The organism is Psychrosphaera aquimarina, from assembly GCF_032461525.1.
Taxonomy (GTDB): Bacteria; Pseudomonadota; Gammaproteobacteria; order Enterobacterales; family Alteromonadaceae; genus Psychrosphaera; species Psychrosphaera aquimarina.
The window spans coordinates 137,305-153,769 of record NZ_JAWCUA010000001.1; the positions used below are offsets into that span (position 1 = coordinate 137,305).

The 16,465-nt window shown below is 38.0% G+C and carries 14 protein-coding genes, 7 tRNA genes and 1 pseudogene; 20 read left to right on the forward strand and 2 right to left on the reverse strand.

Annotated elements, in window-relative coordinates; translation table 11 throughout:
* Window positions 1–2: 2 nt before the first annotated feature.
* The 13 genes and pseudogenes from maiA to RT723_RS00745 all read left to right on the forward strand — a co-directional run bounded on the left by maiA (window position 3) and on the right by RT723_RS00745 (window position 6,062).
* Entirely contained in the window at window positions 3–644 is a 642-nt protein-coding gene (gene maiA / locus RT723_RS00685; protein ID WP_315945491.1) for a maleylacetoacetate isomerase, read from the forward strand.
* 86 nt (window positions 645–730) lie between these two features.
* The gene (uvrY, locus tag RT723_RS00690; RefSeq protein ID WP_315945492.1) at window positions 731–1,378 is read left to right on the forward strand and encodes a UvrY/SirA/GacA family response regulator transcription factor; all 648 of its coding nucleotides are present in this window, start codon (window positions 731–733) and stop codon (window positions 1,376–1,378) included.
* A 19-nt stretch (window positions 1,379–1,397) separates the two neighbouring features.
* Window positions 1,398–3,231: pseudogene (gene uvrC / locus RT723_RS00695) on the forward strand (excinuclease ABC subunit UvrC).
* Window positions 3,232–3,278: 47 nt separating this feature from the next.
* Window positions 3,279–3,872: a CDP-diacylglycerol--glycerol-3-phosphate 3-phosphatidyltransferase gene (gene pgsA, locus RT723_RS00700; protein WP_315945493.1), complete on the forward strand. Its 594-nt coding sequence runs from the start codon at window positions 3,279–3,281 to the stop codon at window positions 3,870–3,872.
* Window positions 3,873–4,007: 135 nt separating this feature from the next.
* Window positions 4,008–4,083, forward strand: a tRNA-Gly gene (locus RT723_RS00705).
* 57 nt (window positions 4,084–4,140) lie between these two features.
* Window positions 4,141–4,214: transfer RNA gene (locus RT723_RS00710), tRNA-Cys, on the forward strand.
* Window positions 4,215–4,243: 29 nt separating this feature from the next.
* Window positions 4,244–4,329, forward strand: a tRNA-Leu gene (locus RT723_RS00715).
* A 4-nt stretch (window positions 4,330–4,333) separates the two neighbouring features.
* A tRNA-Gly gene (locus RT723_RS00720) sits at window positions 4,334–4,409 on the forward strand.
* A gap of 46 nt (window positions 4,410–4,455) precedes the next feature.
* Window positions 4,456–4,531 (forward strand) — tRNA-Gly (locus RT723_RS00725).
* Between the two features lie 56 nt (window positions 4,532–4,587).
* A tRNA-Leu gene (locus RT723_RS00730) sits at window positions 4,588–4,673 on the forward strand.
* 57 nt (window positions 4,674–4,730) lie between these two features.
* Window positions 4,731–4,806, forward strand: a tRNA-Gly gene (locus RT723_RS00735).
* Between the two features lie 140 nt (window positions 4,807–4,946).
* The gene (locus RT723_RS00740; protein WP_216055586.1) at window positions 4,947–5,174 is read left to right on the forward strand and encodes an RNA-binding S4 domain-containing protein; all 228 of its coding nucleotides are present in this window, start codon (window positions 4,947–4,949) and stop codon (window positions 5,172–5,174) included.
* Window positions 5,175–5,339: 165 nt separating this feature from the next.
* Window positions 5,340–6,062 (forward strand): YebC/PmpR family DNA-binding transcriptional regulator, encoded by a 723-nt coding sequence (locus RT723_RS00745; protein WP_216055587.1) that lies wholly within the window; start codon window positions 5,340–5,342, stop codon window positions 6,060–6,062.
* A 75-nt stretch (window positions 6,063–6,137) separates the two neighbouring features.
* Here the strand turns inward: RT723_RS00745 and pyk are convergent, their stop codons facing one another.
* Both pyk and RT723_RS00755 read right to left on the reverse strand, forming a co-directional pair.
* Window positions 6,138–7,565 (reverse strand): pyruvate kinase, encoded by a 1,428-nt coding sequence (pyk, locus tag RT723_RS00750; RefSeq protein WP_315945829.1) that lies wholly within the window; start codon window positions 7,563–7,565, stop codon window positions 6,138–6,140.
* A 217-nt stretch (window positions 7,566–7,782) separates the two neighbouring features.
* On the reverse strand, window positions 7,783–8,640 hold the full coding sequence (locus RT723_RS00755) for a MurR/RpiR family transcriptional regulator (protein ID WP_315945494.1): 858 nt from the start codon (window positions 8,638–8,640) through the stop codon (window positions 7,783–7,785).
* A gap of 330 nt (window positions 8,641–8,970) precedes the next feature.
* Here RT723_RS00755 and zwf point away from each other — a divergent pair, with 330 nt between their 5' ends.
* From zwf to RT723_RS00790, 7 genes are all read left to right on the forward strand, one after another.
* Window positions 8,971–10,440, forward strand: a complete 1,470-nt coding sequence (zwf, locus tag RT723_RS00760) for a glucose-6-phosphate dehydrogenase (RefSeq protein WP_315945495.1) — start codon at window positions 8,971–8,973, stop codon at window positions 10,438–10,440.
* 66 nt (window positions 10,441–10,506) lie between these two features.
* On the forward strand, window positions 10,507–11,205 hold the full coding sequence (gene pgl / locus RT723_RS00765; RefSeq protein WP_216055590.1) for a 6-phosphogluconolactonase: 699 nt from the start codon (window positions 10,507–10,509) through the stop codon (window positions 11,203–11,205).
* Between the two features lie 23 nt (window positions 11,206–11,228).
* Window positions 11,229–13,046 (forward strand): phosphogluconate dehydratase, encoded by a 1,818-nt coding sequence (gene edd, locus RT723_RS00770; protein WP_315945496.1) that lies wholly within the window; start codon window positions 11,229–11,231, stop codon window positions 13,044–13,046.
* Window positions 13,047–13,072: 26 nt separating this feature from the next.
* The gene (locus RT723_RS00775; RefSeq protein WP_216055592.1) at window positions 13,073–14,026 is read left to right on the forward strand and encodes a glucokinase; all 954 of its coding nucleotides are present in this window, start codon (window positions 13,073–13,075) and stop codon (window positions 14,024–14,026) included.
* A 55-nt stretch (window positions 14,027–14,081) separates the two neighbouring features.
* Window positions 14,082–14,723 carry a bifunctional 4-hydroxy-2-oxoglutarate aldolase/2-dehydro-3-deoxy-phosphogluconate aldolase gene (locus RT723_RS00780; RefSeq protein ID WP_216055593.1) on the forward strand — a complete coding sequence of 214 codons (642 nt, stop codon included), beginning with the start codon at window positions 14,082–14,084 and terminating at the stop codon, window positions 14,721–14,723.
* 185 nt (window positions 14,724–14,908) lie between these two features.
* Window positions 14,909–15,109, forward strand: a complete 201-nt coding sequence (locus RT723_RS00785) for a DUF4177 domain-containing protein (protein WP_315945497.1) — start codon at window positions 14,909–14,911, stop codon at window positions 15,107–15,109.
* A gap of 230 nt (window positions 15,110–15,339) precedes the next feature.
* Complete coding sequence (locus RT723_RS00790) at window positions 15,340–16,422, forward strand: hypothetical protein (RefSeq protein WP_315945498.1); 1,083 nt, start codon at window positions 15,340–15,342, stop codon at window positions 16,420–16,422.
* The last annotated feature ends 43 nt before the right edge of the window (window positions 16,423–16,465 follow it).

A 16,465-nucleotide genomic window follows, 5' to 3' on the forward strand; every position in this document is an offset into this window, starting at 1 on the left:
TTATGAAGTTGTTTGGTTATTGGCGTTCATCTGCTGCTTATCGTGTAAGAATAGCGCTTAATTTAAAACAATTAAGTTGTGAACATGAATCCGTCCATTTAGTTAAAAATGGCGGAGAGCAACACAGTGCTGAATATCAATCTTTAAACCCAAATGAACTCGTTCCAACCTTAGTAGATGATGACTTTTCATTAAATCAATCCATGGCAATTTTGGAGTATTTGGAACAAAAGTATCCACAATTACCTTTATTGCCTGAGTCATTAGAAGCACAAATGACCTGTCGGGCAATTGCGTTAGATATTGCTTGTGATATTCACCCTTTGAACAACTTGAGGGTATTACAGTATTTAACGTCTGAATTGCAACATAATGATCAGGAAAAAAATGACTGGATCATTCATTGGTTACAAGTTGGCTTTACTAATTTAGAAAAAATATTAAACAAAACGGCTGGTGTATTTTGTTTTGGTGACAAGGTTTCTTGGGCAGATATTTGTTTGGTACCACAAGTCTATAATGCAGAGCGCTTTAAATTAGATATGTCGCCATACCCGAAAATAGCCAACATAGTGAAACACTGTCGTTCATTACCTGAATTCATAAAAGCAGCACCAGAAAATCAACATGATGCCGTTATATAATCAAGATATAACTGTGGCAATAAGCAATTTGTCACGGTACATTATTGTGTTACTTTCTTTTGATAACTAGGTTTGGAGTATCTTAATTGATCAACGTTTTATTAGTAGATGACCATGAATTAGTCAGAACTGGCATTAAACGCATTGTCGATGATGTACGTGGCTTAAAAGTAGTTGGTGAATGTTCCACAGGAGAAAGTGCTTTTCAATTTTGTCGAGCAAATGAGCCAGACGTGGTTTTAATGGATATGAACATGCCTGGGATTGGTGGACTTGAAGCCACTAAAAAGATTCTACGTTATTGTCCTGATATAAAAATTATTATATTAACTGTACATACCGAAGACCCATTCCCATCCAAAGTAATGCAATTAGGTGCTCATGGCTTTTTAACTAAAATGACTGGCCCAGACGAGATGATAACCGCAATTAAAGCCGTTAATGTCGGTCAACGTTATATAGCGCCAGATATCGCACAACAAATAGCTTTGAACCAATTTAATGGTGTAAAAGATGATAAACCTTTTGATTCATTATCAGAACGTGAATTGCAAATCATGTTAATGATCACCAAAGGTGAAAAAGTACAAAATATTGCTGAACAACTTAGTCTAAGCTCTAAAACCATTAATAGTTACCGTTACCGCATGTTTGAAAAATTAAATATATGCAATGATGTTGAACTAACTCACATGGCGATTCGATACGGCATGTTAGATATGGATAAGCTATAAATTATCCAAAACGGTTAAAATGAAAACTACCTCGTTCGACTCCCAATCCTTTTTAAAAACGGTTACCTCTAAACCCGGTGTGTATCGAATGTACGACGACACCAATACGGTTATTTATGTAGGTAAAGCGAAAAATTTAAAAAATAGACTATCAAGTTACTTTAGAAAAAGAAGTGAATAGCGCTAAAACTAAGGCGCTAGTTGCACAAATTGTATCGGTAGAAATTATTGTTACCGGTTCAGAAACTGAAGCACTAATCCTTGAAAATAACTTAATTAAAGAATACCAACCTAAATACAACATACTGTTACGAGACGATAAATCTTACCCGTATATCTTAGTGACGGAGCATAAACATCCCAGAGTAACTATGCACCGTGGGCCTAAGAGGCATAAAGGTGAATACTTTGGTCCATTTCCAAGTGCAGGAGCCGTGTGGGAAAGTTTACGCATTATGCAAAAAGTCTTTCCGGTCCGTCAGTGTGAAGATACATTTTATAAAGCCCGCTCTAGGCCTTGTTTACAGCATCAATTAAAACGATGTTCAGCCCCATGTATCAAAGGGTATGTAACGGATGACAATTACAATGAACAGGTTAACTTAGTAAAACAGTTTTTAACGGGTAAAAGCCAAGACGTTATTGCACAGATTATTACTAAAATGGAAAAAGCCAGCGAACAATTAATGTTTGAAGAAGCCGCTTTTTATCGAGATCAAATCTCAACGTTGCAAAAAGTGACCGAACAACAAAATGTTAGTGGGGCAATTGAAGAGATAGATGTTTTAGCATTCTCTAGTAACAAAGGGTTAGCCTCAGTTCATGTATTGTATATCCGCGATCAAAAAGTATTAGGCAGTAAAAACTATTCACCTAAAGTGCCGACCAATTCTGAACCAAGTGAGATCATAACGTCATTTATTATGCAGTTTTATTTAAATGGTGTTGGTGGGCAGAATATACCTAAAACCATAGTAGTACCGGAATTAACTGAAAATTTACCTGAGTTAGAGCAAGCTATAGAGTTAGAACGAGGCAATAAAGTTAAGTTAATTACCGCTCAACGTGGTGAAAAGTACAAATATTATCAATTAGCACAAAAAAATGCAGATATAGACTTAGCCACTAAATTGGCAGATGGCAGAGCCATGAGTTCAAAATACAAAGAATTGTCGGAGTTTTTAAAACTACCTAAAATCGAACGTATGGAATGTTTTGATATCAGTCATACGTTTGGTGAATACCCAATCGCATCTTGTGTTGTCTTTGGTCCAGAAGGGCCGGTTAAATCAGAGTACAGACGTTATAACGTCAAAGGCGTTAAAGGTGGTGACGATTATGGAGCTATGGCATTTGCATTAGAAAAACGATACTCCAAAGTCACCGACGTAAATAAAGTCCCCGATATTTTATTTATTGATGGTGGTAAAGGGCAATTAAATAAAGCCGAAAGCTTTTTTGCTGATTGGCCGCTAGAAAAAGCACCTGTGATTGTAGGTATTGCCAAAGGGGAGGGCAGAAAACCCGGATTAGAAACTTTATTTATGAATGGTGGCGACGTAGAAGTACATATGCCGAAAGCATCGCCGGCATTACATTTAATTCAGTTTATTCGTGATGAATCACATCGATTTGCCATCACGGGACACAGAGCGAAGCGTGGAAAAGCTAAAACAACATCAATATTGCAAGATGTGCCCGGTATTGGTGCTAAACGACGTCAAATGTTATTAAAAAACTTTGGCGGATTACAAGGTCTAAAATCGGCTACTGCTGAACAAATTTCTAAGGTACCAGGAATTAGTAAACAATTAGCGTTAGAGATACATGCTTTCTTGCATGATAAAGATTAAATAGGCATCATTCATTTGCGTTCATAATTATAAGTAGTTTTTAATTTATGTGGAATATTCCAAACATACTCACCTCTTTTCGTATTTTTTTAATCCCAGTAATGGTTTATTTCTATTATTTACCAGTGGAGATCTATCCATGGAAGTACTTTGTGACTTTTGCTGTTTTTTGGGTGGCTTCGATTACCGATGCACTCGACGGGTATTTAGCACGTAAGTTAGACCAATCTACACCGTTTGGGGCATTCTTTGACCCCGTTGCAGATAAAGTAATGGTTGCTGTGGCCTTTATTGTTGTTGTGGATGATTATTCCAATCCCTGGGTAACTATCCCTGCCATTATCATAGTTGGTCGTGAATTAGCCATTTCTGCACTTAGAGAATGGATGGCTGAAATGGGGAATAGGGCTGACGTGGCCGTTAGTACGGTAGGTAAATATAAAACCGCGGTACAAATGTTAGCCTTGATGGGCTTGTTGTGGCGTCCAAATGAATATTGGGTATTTGAAGGCTGGTTATTAGGTCCATTATTGGATATTGCCACTTATATATTTTTATATTCGGCTACGGCATTAACTATTTGGTCATTATTAATATATTTTAAAGCGGCATGGCCATATATTTCTGGTAAAAAAGATTGATTTTTAACCGTGTGAGCTAAAAAATCATCAAACAGTATGAAAATTTCATTTTTATTTAAATTTGATGTTGACTCCCAAAGGTAGAAAGGTAGAATGCCCCCCGTTGTCACAGAGACAACGACGAAATCAAATTTTGCGAGTATAGCTCAGCTGGTAGAGCGATACCTTGCCAAGGTATAGGTCACGAGTTCGAGCCTCGTTACTCGCTCCAAAATTTTGATTGTTTTATATTAACGTTCTTGGCTGTTTTTATAAGACATCAATATAGGGCGGGTTGGCAGAGTGGCTATGCAGCGGATTGCAAATCCGTGGACCTCGGTTCGACTCCGGGACCCGCCTCCATATGATTTCTGAAGTACAAAAAAGTGTTTGCCCGGGTGGTGGAATCGGTAGACACAAGGGATTTAAAATCCCTCGCTCATAGAGCGTGACGGTTCAAGTCCGTCCCCGGGCACCAATTTGCGAGTATAGCTCAGCTGGTAGAGCGATACCTTGCCAAGGTATAGGTCACGAGTTCGAGCCTCGTTACTCGCTCCAAATTTTATTTGGGTTTTGGTGAACACACTTGATACAACTTGTTATTGCGAGTATAGCTCAGCTGGTAGAGCGATACCTTGCCAAGGTATAGGTCACGAGTTCGAGCCTCGTTACTCGCTCCAAACATTGTTTGGCAAAGTTGGTTTACGATACCAACTATAAAAAAAACTTCCTGTTAGCCCGGGTGGTGGAATCGGTAGACACAAGGGATTTAAAATCCCTCGCTCACAGAGCGTGACGGTTCAAGTCCGTCCCCGGGCACCATCTCTTTTGATGGGACAATTTAATAACAACATACCAGTAGTTATTAATATATGTGATGCGAGTATAGCTCAGCTGGTAGAGCGATACCTTGCCAAGGTATAGGTCACGAGTTCGAGCCTCGTTACTCGCTCCAAACTTCTTCTATTAATAAATACACTCCTCTTATTTCATAATAAATCAAAAACATAAAACGGTTATCTGTATAATCAAACTTTATATTGATTTAAAATAAATCAGCGTTATTCAATAACTTTACTTTTTCATGGAATCCTAATGAGCCAAATAAACTTAGTTGAGATCACAACTGAATACATCGAATTAAATAAATTTCTTAAATTTGAAAATTTAGTTGAAAGTGGTGGTCACGCCAAACTTGTCATCGCTGATGGTCAAGTTCGTGTTAATGGCAAAGTGGCGATGCAAACCCGCAAAAAAGTAAGAGACGGTGATGTAGTTACACTTGCTGGTGAGCAATATAAAATCGTTGTTGTACAAGAATAGAACAATTAGTGATTAAATCAGTTGTGTTTACAAAATAATGACACAATTAGATTTAAATTTTTGTCAAAATAGATTAATTTAACCGCCTATTATTTAAGAGAATGTCAGTAACCATGTGGGTTTTCACTGACGTTTTTAGGTTAGTACATTAAAGAAGAGATTGAGATGGGCAGAGCATATCAAAACCGTAAAGACTCCATGGCTAAAACAGCCAACGCTAAAACTAAAGTGTATTCTAAATACGGTAAAGAAATTTACGTAGTTGCTAAAAACGGTGGAAGTGATCCTGACGGTAACTTAGCATTACGTAGTTTGATGGATCGTGCTAAAAAAGATCAAGTACCTGCTCATGTTATTAAAAACGCTTTAGACAAAGCCGCTGGCGGTGGCGGCGAAGATTATTCTCCGGCTCGTTATGAAGGTTTTGGTCCCGGTAGTTGTATGGTTATTGTTGATTGCCTAACCGACAACAACAACCGTACCATTATGGAAGTGCGTAACTGTTTTACTAAAACCAACTCTAAAATTGGTGCACAAGGTTCAGCGGCACACATGTTTGATCATTTAGCTGTATTTGTTTTTGACGGTGATGATGATGAAGCGGTGTTAGAAGCGTTAATGATGGCTGACGTTGATGTAACGGATGTTGAAGTAGAAGATGGCAAGATTACGGTTTACGCGCCTCATACTGAATTCTACAACGTTAAAACAGCATTGCAGGCTGAATATGAAAATATCGAGTTTGATGTTGAAGATATCTCTTGGGTACCGACCACAATGACAACAATAACGGGCGACGATGTTGCAATGTTTGAGAAGTTTATTGATATGCTAAATGATTGTGAAGACGTACAAGAAGTTTATCATAACGCTGAGTTTGAAGATTAATACTCAGTTAGAAAAAAACATAAAAAAAGCCGATGTTATTCACATCGGCTTTTTTGATGATACTGAGTTAAGTTATTAAACAGTTAGGATCTTAACTGTATTGGTTGCTCCAACAGTTTCCATCGTATCGCCATGTGTAACGATAACTAAATCACCTTTATTCAAACGACCTAATTCAACTAACGTGTTTAAAGCTTCTCTAGAGTCGTCAGTGGTTAATGTGCTGTCAAAAAACACTGGATAAACACCACGATACATAGCACTAACGTTTAGGGTTTTTTCATGGCGTGATAATGCAAATATTGGTAACGAAGAACTGATACGTGATAACAACTTAGCAGTACCACCTGACTCAGTTAACGTCACAATCGCTTTTACCCCTTGCATATGATTAGCTGCGTACATAGCAGACATTGCAATTGCTTCCGATACATTATCAAACACTTTTTCCATTCTGTGTTTTGATACTTGGGCAGTAGGGTGTTTTTCAGCACCACGACATACGTTTGCCATTGCTTGAACCGTTTCGATCGGGAAATCACCTGCGGCTGTTTCAGCCGATAACATTACTGCATCGGTACCATCTAATACGGCATTTGAAACATCCATAACTTCTGCACGAGTTGGCATTGGACTTGTTATCATCGATTCCATCATTTGAGTTGCAGTAATAACGGCTTTATTAAGCTGGCGAGAACGTGCAATCAATTTCTTTTGAACACCGACTAACTCAGCATCACCAATTTCAACCCCTAAGTCACCACGAGCAACCATGATCACATCAGATGCTTGAACAATATCGTCAATAGCTGCATCAGTTGCAACGGTTTCAGCACGTTCAACCTTGGCAACAATAAGAGGCTTAAAACCAGCTTCATGAGCCAAAGAACGAGCGTAATCTAAATCTGCACCTGAACGCGGGAAAGAAACAGCAAGGAATTCAACTCCTATTTCAGCAGCCGTTAATATATCGGCTTTATCTTTATCAGTAAGTGCTGGTGCTGTTAAGCCACCGCCTTTACGATTGATACCTTTGTTGTTTGATAAAGGACCTGCAACTGTTACTTCCGTAAATACCTTTGAACCAGATACAGACAAAACTAATAATTGTACACGACCATCATCTAATAAAAGTACATCGCCTTTGTTAACGTCATTTGGTAATTCTTTATAATCGATTCCAACTTGATGTTGATCACCTTCATCACGACCTAACTCAGCATCTAGAATGAATTTGTCACCAACTGACAAATGGATTTTAGTGTCTTTAAAGCGTGCAACACGAATTTTAGGTCCTTGTAAGTCGCCTAAAATAGCAACATACGTATTTAATTTTTTAGCGGTTTCACGAACTCGAGTCGCGCGGTCTATATGATCTTGAGCAGAACCATGAGAGAAGTTCATGCGAACGACATTAACGCCGCTTTTTATAATTTGCTCTAAAACGTCATCTTTGTCCGTTGCGGGACCTAAGGTGGATACTATTTTTGTTCTTCTCAATATGTTCGACATGACGACTATAAACTCCGTTTGGGTTTTACACTTTGTAATTTAATTACATTTTGAGACAATTTAATAAAATTACAAGGACTAATTTTATTAAATTGGTTAATTCTTAACGTAATAATGCAAAAAAGCAGCTCCCGCTGCTTTTTTTATTACATATGGTTTTGTTTAACTTTCATTTTATCGACCTTGCGATAATCCAAAAAAATAAACCTTAACTTAGGCTTTCTTTCTTTTCGAAACGAGACGGTCTTAATGAATCTTTTACCTTTTTCAAGTTATCTCTAAATTTGGGGCCACGACGTAAAGTGAAACCTGTCGCTAATATATCGACAAGGACTAGCTGTGCAATACGCGATGCCATTGGCATATACAAGTCAGTATCTTCAGGTACATCAGAGCTAATACACATATTACATTCTTTACCAAGTGGACTGTCTTTAGCGGTTAAGCCGATGACGGTAGCGTCATTTTGGCGGGCTATTTGAGCAATCTCAACCAATGGCTTAGTACGACCGGTATGGGAAAAGATAACAACAACATCGCCGTCAGTACTATTCATACAGCTCATGCGTTGCATAACGATATCTTCAAAACAGTTTACCGGAACATTAAAACGGAAAAACTTATTAAGTGCATCTTGAGCAACAGAAGCCGATGCACCTAAACCAAAAAACGATATTTTTTTAGCTTGAGTTAATATATCAACAGCACGATTAATTTGACCAATATCTAAATTACGGTGTGCGATATCAAGAGCCGCCATCGTTGATTCAAATATTTTTGCGCAATATTCGTCAGGACCGTCACTTTCATCCACATGGCGATTAACATAAGGCGTACCATTTGCTAATCCTTGTGCTAAATGTAATTTAAAGTCAGGAAAACCTTTGGTATCGAGACGACGACAGAACCTATTAACCGTTGGTTCACTCACATCGGCCACTTTTGCTAACGTTGCAATGCTTGAATGAATTGCTTGTTCTGGGTTTGCAATGATGACTTCTGCAACTTTTCTCTCAGATTTACTGAAAGTGGTAATTTGAGAATTTATTTTTTCAAGAATATTCATTCTTTGTCCTTAACTTTTACTAAGCTAACTCATTAATTTAGTTATTTATGTAGCGGATTTTAGGTAAAAAAGGCTATCATTTTAGTTTTTATTTTAAGACCCTAATCTTGATGTTTAAGCATAGGGCAGTAAATAACGAGTTTTGAACAGGTTATGTTCAGCATTAGAATGTAATTACAAGTTAAAAACAACAATATAAGTTAAAAATTTACTAAAAATGTAAAAAAATTACATAATTTAGGTTTACATGCACCGATATAGTTAGTTAGCATTGGAAACATGTAGTTAAATTACATCTTAATCATTAAAGTTTGTTTATTGGAGAATCTAATGGCCACAAATATAAGTCATAAGCCATGCGATTTAGTGCTGTTTGGCACTAATGGTGATTTAGCACGCCGAAAGTTATTACCTTCGTTGTATCAATTAGAGTTAGCTGGGTTACTTGCTGAAGATACCAAAGTAATCGGTGTTGCCCGTCAAGCTTCTAGTGACGAAGAGTACAAAGCAGCGGTTGTTGAAAGTTTAGAACGTTTTATTAAAGAAGACCTAAATGAAGCGGCTAAAGAAAAGTTTATTAATAGATTAAGTTACTGTCAGGTCGATATGACCAACCCTGAAGATTATAAAGGGATTGCAGAATTAGTTGATTTAGAAAGCAGAACAATGGTGAATTACTTTTCGACACCACCGTCTGTTTTTGGTGATATCTGTAGCGGATTAAACTACGCTGGCCTAGTGGTTGATGAAACCCGTGTTGTGGTTGAAAAGCCAATTGGACATTGTTTAGAGTCTTCAAAAGTCATCAATGACAAAATTGCAGAATACTTTAACGAAAACCAAATTTATCGTATTGACCATTATTTAGGTAAAGAAACCGTTTTAAACCTGTTGGTTCTTCGTTTTGCTAATGCCATTTTCACCAACAACTGGGATCACGAATGTATTGATCATGTTCAAATTACCGTTGCTGAAGAAGTTGGTGTAGAAGGGCGTTGGGGTTATTACGATGACGCAGGCCAAATGCGTGACATGGTACAAAATCACTTATTACAAATTTTATCATTGTTAGCGATGGAACCACCGGTTGATGTGAGTGCCGACAGTATTCGTGATGAAAAATTAAAAGTATTAAAAGCCTTACGTCCAATAACAGAACAAAACTATCAACAAAAAACAGTTCGTGGTCAATACACGTCTGGTTTTGTAAATGGTAAGTCTGTACCTGGCTATTTGGAAGAAGAAGGTGCCAATACTGAAAGTAAAACGGAAACCTTTGCTTCTATCCGCGTCGATATTGATAACTGGCGTTGGGCAGGGGTACCATTCTACTTACGTACAGGTAAACGCTTGCCAGTTAAAGGAACTGAAATTGCGGTTCACTTTAAAAAGTTACCACACAACATCTTTAAAGATACTTATCAAAATTTACCAGCTAACAAGTTGATCATTCGTCTTCAACCGGATGAAGGTATTGAAATTCATTTATTGAATAAAGTACCTGGATTAGGTGAGCAAATGGACTTACAACAAACTAAGCTAGATTTAAGTTTTTCAGATACCTTTAAAACAGCACGTATTGCCGACGCATACGAACGATTAATTCTAGAAGCAATGTTAGGTAATCAATCTTTGTTTGTTCGTCGTGATGAAGTTGAAACCGCATGGACTTGGGTTGATGGGATCTTAGACTCTTGGAATAGCTCAAATGAATTACCAAAGCCATACTCAGCTGGTTCTTGGGGGCCTGTTGCGTCAATTGCCATGTTAGCTAGAGATGAACGTGAGTGGGATGAATAAGCCTCTCACGGCTCGCACTTTACTTTTTTAAAAGTAGTTAGCAATTTAAAAAGCAACGGACCAAATATGAAAGCACAAGTAAATAAATTCGAGAACTCTACGTTATTAAATGAAGCGTTTTCTCAAGAAATAGCCGACAAACTTCAAGCCGGTATTAATCAAAATGGCAGCGCCTCTTTATTAGTGTCTGGTGGTAACACACCAAAACCTATGTTTTTAATGTTAAGTAACAAAGACATTGAGTGGAATAAAGTCAACATCGCATTAGTTGACGACCGTTGGGTTGACCTGACTGATCCGGCTTCTAACGAAGCTATGGTAAATGAAGCGTTATTGATCAACAAAGCCAGTGCCGCTAATTTTATTGGAATGAAAACAGAACATGACAATGCCTTTGATGCAGAGTCTGCGGTAAGTGATAAATTTAAAGAGGTTAAACGTCCGTTTGATGTCGTTATTCTTGGTATGGGGGAAGACGGTCACACAGCGTCTATTTTCCCTTGTTGTGCTCAATTAGAAGAAGCATTAACCACCAATAAAGACATTATGGCCACAGAGCCAACAACTGCACCTCATCAAAGAATGACCTTTACTAAGACTGCTTTGTTAAATTCAAAACAGTTATATCTGCATTTAGTAGGTGAAAGTAAAGAAGCCGTATTATTAGACGTTGCCGCAGGCAGCGACGAGAAACAAGCGCCAATACGAGCGTTTCTAAATCAGTCAAATGTGCCTATGTCAGTAATGTTAGCCACAACAAAATAACTTGATTTAGTTTGGAGAAAGTAATGAATTCAGTAATACAAGAAGTTACAAATACAATAATTGAACGCAGTAAAAAAACGCGTGCTGCTTATTTAGCTAAAATCGAAAAAGCACGTTTAAAAGGCCCACATCGTGGCGTACTTTCTTGCGGTAATTTAGCACATGGCTTTGCAGCATGTAGCCCACAAGAAAAATCGGATTTAACTCAACTTACTAAAGCTAACGTTGGCATCATTTCTTCATATAACGATATGTTATCTGCACACCAACCTTATGAAGTTTATCCAGCAAAAATTAAAAAAGCCGTTGAAAACGTAGGTTCAGTTGCTCAGTTTGCTGGCGGCGTACCGGCTATGTGTGACGGTGTTACCCAAGGCCAACCGGGCATGGATTTAAGCTTAATGAGCCGTGACGTTATTGCAATGAGTACTGCAATTGGTCTATCTCATAACATGTTTGATAGCGGCGTTATGTTGGGTATTTGTGACAAGATTGTCCCAGGACTCGTCATGTCGGCATTAACATTTGGTCATTTACCATTTGTATTTATTCCTGCAGGCCCAATGGAGTCTGGTATTCCAAATAAAGAAAAAGCTCGTATTCGTCAATTGTACGCTCAAGGTAAAGTTGGTCGTGACGAGTTATTAGAGTCTGAATCTAAATCATATCATTCAGCTGGTACTTGTACGTTTTACGGAACGGCTAACTCTAATCAATTAGTTGTTGAAATTATGGGTCTGCATTTGCCAGGTTCATCATTTGTTAATCCGGGCACAGAATTACGTGACGCATTAACGGACGCAGCATCAGTACAAGCCACTCGTATTACAGACTTAGGTACAGAGTACCGTCCAATTGGTCATATTATTGATGAAAAAGCAGTGGTAAACGGCATTGTTGGTTTATTAGCAACCGGTGGTTCAACTAACCATACTATGCATTTAGTGGCGATGGCGAAAGCCGCAGGTATTTTAGTTAACTGGGATGACTTTGACGCATTATCTTCAGTTACTCCTTTATTAGCTAAGATCTATCCAAATGGTCAAGCGGATATTAACCACTTCCAAGCTGCCGGCGGCATGGCATATTTGATCAAAGAATTGCTACGTGGTGGTTTATTGCATAATGATGTAATGACGATTTGTGGTGAAGGCCTAGATAAATATACCCAAGAGCCTGTTGTACGTGACGGCAAATTAATGTGGGTTGATGGTCCAACTAAATCATTAGATGATGAAGTGCTAGCAACCATAGAAAAACCATTTAAAGCAGACGGTGGTTTATCAGCATTATCAGGTAACTTAGGCCGTGCGGTAATTAAAACGTCTTCTTTACGTGCAGGTAAAACAACCGTTAAAGCACCTGCTGTTGTATTTGAAAGCCAACATGATATCGACGCAGCATTCCAAGCGGGTGATTTAGATAAAGACTGTGTGGTTGTTGTTCGTTATCAAGGACCAAGAGCGGTTGGTATGCCAGAACTTCATAAATTAACGCCACCGTTAAGTGTATTGCAAGACAAAGGGTTTAATGTAGCTTTAGTGACAGACGGTAGAATGTCAGGCGCATCAGGTAAAGTACCAGCTGCTATTCATTTATATCCAGAAGCATTAGATGGCGGCTTAATCGCGAAAGTACAAAATGGCGATATTATCGAAATCAACGCAGACAAAAATATAGTTCAACTTCATGTAAGTGAAGAAGAGTTAGCTAAACGTGTTGTGACCGTTAAAGACTTAACGGAAGATCGTGAAGCTATGGGCCGTGAGTTATTTAATGGTTTACGCCAAGTAATGACAACGCCAGAAGAAGGCGCTTCTTGCGTTTTCCATGATGCGTAATTAGATCTCTGTATTGGACGTAAATTATGACTATTAAAGCGTTAGTTGCTGATATCGGCGGAACCAATATCCGCCTTGGTATGGCGGATATGGAAACACTTTCTATATCAAATATTTTGACTTACCAATGTAAAGATTTTGACAATGTAGATGGCGCAATTAGCCAGTACAAACAAGATTCTAAACAAGAGTTTGAATATGCCTGCTTAGATGTTGCCTGTCCTGTAGTAGGGGACGAAGTGAACTTAACCAATAATCATTGGTGTTTTTCACAAGCCGCAATTACAGAGCAGTTTGGTCTAAAGAAATTAATTGTTATTAATGACTTTACTGCTATTGCCATGTCGGTGCCAAACATAGCCAAAGACAAATTAGTTCAAATTGGCGGACAAGATGCGCTTCCAAATGCACCTATTGCTATTTTTGGTGCAGGTACTGGCCTTGGCGTTGCAAATTTAATCCATGCCGAAAATAAATGGATACCTATTGGTGGCGAAGGCGGTCATGTTGACTTTGCACCAATAGACAGTGATGAAATAGGCGTGCTTAAAGAGCTACAAAAGAAATATGCACGTGTATCTGCAGAGCAAGTATTGTCTGGTTTAGGTTTAGTGCAAATTTATCAATCTCTTTGTGCCATCAACAAACAAGATGCAAAACAATATGAACCTGCTGACATCACCCAACACGCAATTGCTGGGACAGATGAATTAGCAGTTAAGACGTTAGATGTATTTTGTCGTATCTTAGGTAGTTTTGGCGGTAATTTAGCCCTTACATTAATGACCTACGGTGGTGTATTTATTGCCGGTGGCGTTGTACCAAGATTTATTGAATATGTTAAAACAAGCGAATTTAGAGCTCGTTTTGATGCAAAAGGACGTTTTGGCAAGATCATAAAAACGATCCCTGTATACGTTGTAACGGAAGAACAACCGGGATTAATTGGTTGCGCGGCATATTTACAGCAAGAAATTTAATTAAGGTTCCTCATAGGAACAACCTCATATTAGAAAGGTTTAAAAGGGTTTTAAAATGGCAGAACGTAATTGGTTAATCGACTCAGCTGAAGTATTTGCAGCAGGTCCAGTAGTTCCAGTATTAGTTATTGAAAATGTAGAAGATGCGGTTCCAATTGCGGAAGCATTAATGGCCGGTGGTATTAAAGTATTGGAAGTGACTTTACGTACTAAAGCGGCAATTGATGTTATTCGTGAAATTGCGACTCATTGCCCAGACGCTATTATTGGTGCTGGTACTGTAACTAATGCAGCTCAACTTAAGCAAGTAACAGAAGCTGGCGCTAAGTTTGCTATCAGCCCTGGTTTAACGCCTGACTTATTAGATGCTGGTAACGCTGGTTCTATATCGTTAATTCCGGGTATCGCATCAATTTCCGAGTTGATGATAGGACTGGATAAAGGTTACTCGCACTTTAAATTCTTCCCTGCAGAAGCATCTGGTGGCGTTCAGTCGTTAAAATCAATTGGTGGTCCATTCCCGGATGTTCGTTTTTGCCCAACAGGTGGTATTAACCCTGGTAATTATAAAGACTATTTAGCGTTATCAAATGTAATGTGCTGTGGTGGTTCTTGGTTATGCCCAGATGACATTATCAAAGGCAAACGTTGGTCAGAGATCACTGAACTAGCTAAAAAGGCAACGGCAGGCGTATAAAAGCTTCTTCTTTTTAGTTTTATAAAATAACCAGCTTAGGCTGGTTTTTTTGTATCTAAATGAATGTTGTACGCCGGTTAATACATATGAAAGAGAATAAGGACAAACAAGAATAGAAATCGGTGCGTTAACCACAAAACTCATGTAGTTTTAATAAGGTACCGTTATTAATAGGAAGCGTTAAAATGTGGGAATATAAAATTATAGATTCAGATAATGCAGAAAAGGGCGGCTTCTTAAAAGGAAGAACGGTTGAGCAGGCTGAGGCTTATTTAAATAGTCTAGGTGCTGAAGGTTGGGAGATTATAGATATTGATTTTCATATGGATCCTATGATGCCTGGTGGGCCAACCCACTTTCATGGCATTGCCAAGCGAACCAAGTAATAAAACGCAGTAGTGTAACGGGTTAAGCAGTTAATAGTTAAACGTACTATTTTTTCACGGTGAAACTATTTATCTTATTTTCGAAACTCGAAACTCGAAACTCGAAACTCGAAACTCGAAACTTATCGTTGATATTTACCCTATTGAAATAGTCAGTTATTATTCCCGTTATAAATAAGAAAAATTATAAGTATTATATGGACATACCTTTGCGTATTTTAAGGGCGGCTGTGAAAGTTCGTCGCATTATCAGAGTCATCAACCCGCTCCCATTCTTAGTTAATATTAAAACGCGATTTGTTAAATTTTGGCGTGTACTTAATTTTGCCCAACGTTGTTACTTTATTTCAGTGCTTGTAGCTTTACTGCTAATGTTCAACCTTGAAGAAGAAAGCTCTGCTGACCCACTTTTTGCTATTAGTTTACTATTTGCCGTTGTTGCGTTACTTGTTGAGTTTTGGCCTAAGTTTGTCATCATTTGGCACCATTTACTGGGTAAAACCATTATTGTTATTTTTTACGCAATTATGGCCAATTTCGCATTAGCTAGTGCCGCGGGCATGGTCAATGAAGTCGCCGGAGTTAGTTCTAACATCTTGCCTTATAGCCATAATATGGCATTAATATTAAACATCCCTACTTGGTTTATGTTAACAAGCGTTTTAGCTCTGGTTGTTATTCAATTATTGATCCCGTTTTATTTAATATTACTTTTATTATTGAAACCATTTGGATTACACGGTATTTGGCACCAAAAAGAATATCGTTTTGTGTTTACCACTGCAATGATCCGGTATATCTGGTGTTCTGTATTATTAATAACTACGGTTGTCTTAAGCATAAATAATGGCTTTATCAATCATACTACACCTGTGTTTGGTTCAGTTGTTGAAGGTTTTGTCAGTGGACATAAATACGCCAAAGCAGAGGGCTCCAGTAAAAAGGATGTTACTAGTATTAACGATATTGTTGAGCTAAAAGATGATAAAGCAAAGTCTATTGAAGAGAAACTTGATGAAGTTAAGGATGATACGCCATCATTCCTAAGTGTTAATCTTGCAGATGATGATTTATCAAACCAGATCTATCAAAAAAGTCTTGCCGTCGAATTAACGTTAAAAAAATTGCTAGCAGAGTTTATCTATTATTATGAGACTGATAGTTATTCAAGGTGTGAACATCCAGAGAATACAAAAGTCGTGGAATTGAATGATTATCAATTATTATTGATGCAAATTGATGAGAATGAAGCCATAGGATACAAATTTACGGTGATAGCGTGTAACAGTCCTGGCATCGGTTCGATAAACTAAGTCGTTTATTTAGTGAACGACAATTGATCATTAAAAATTCTGA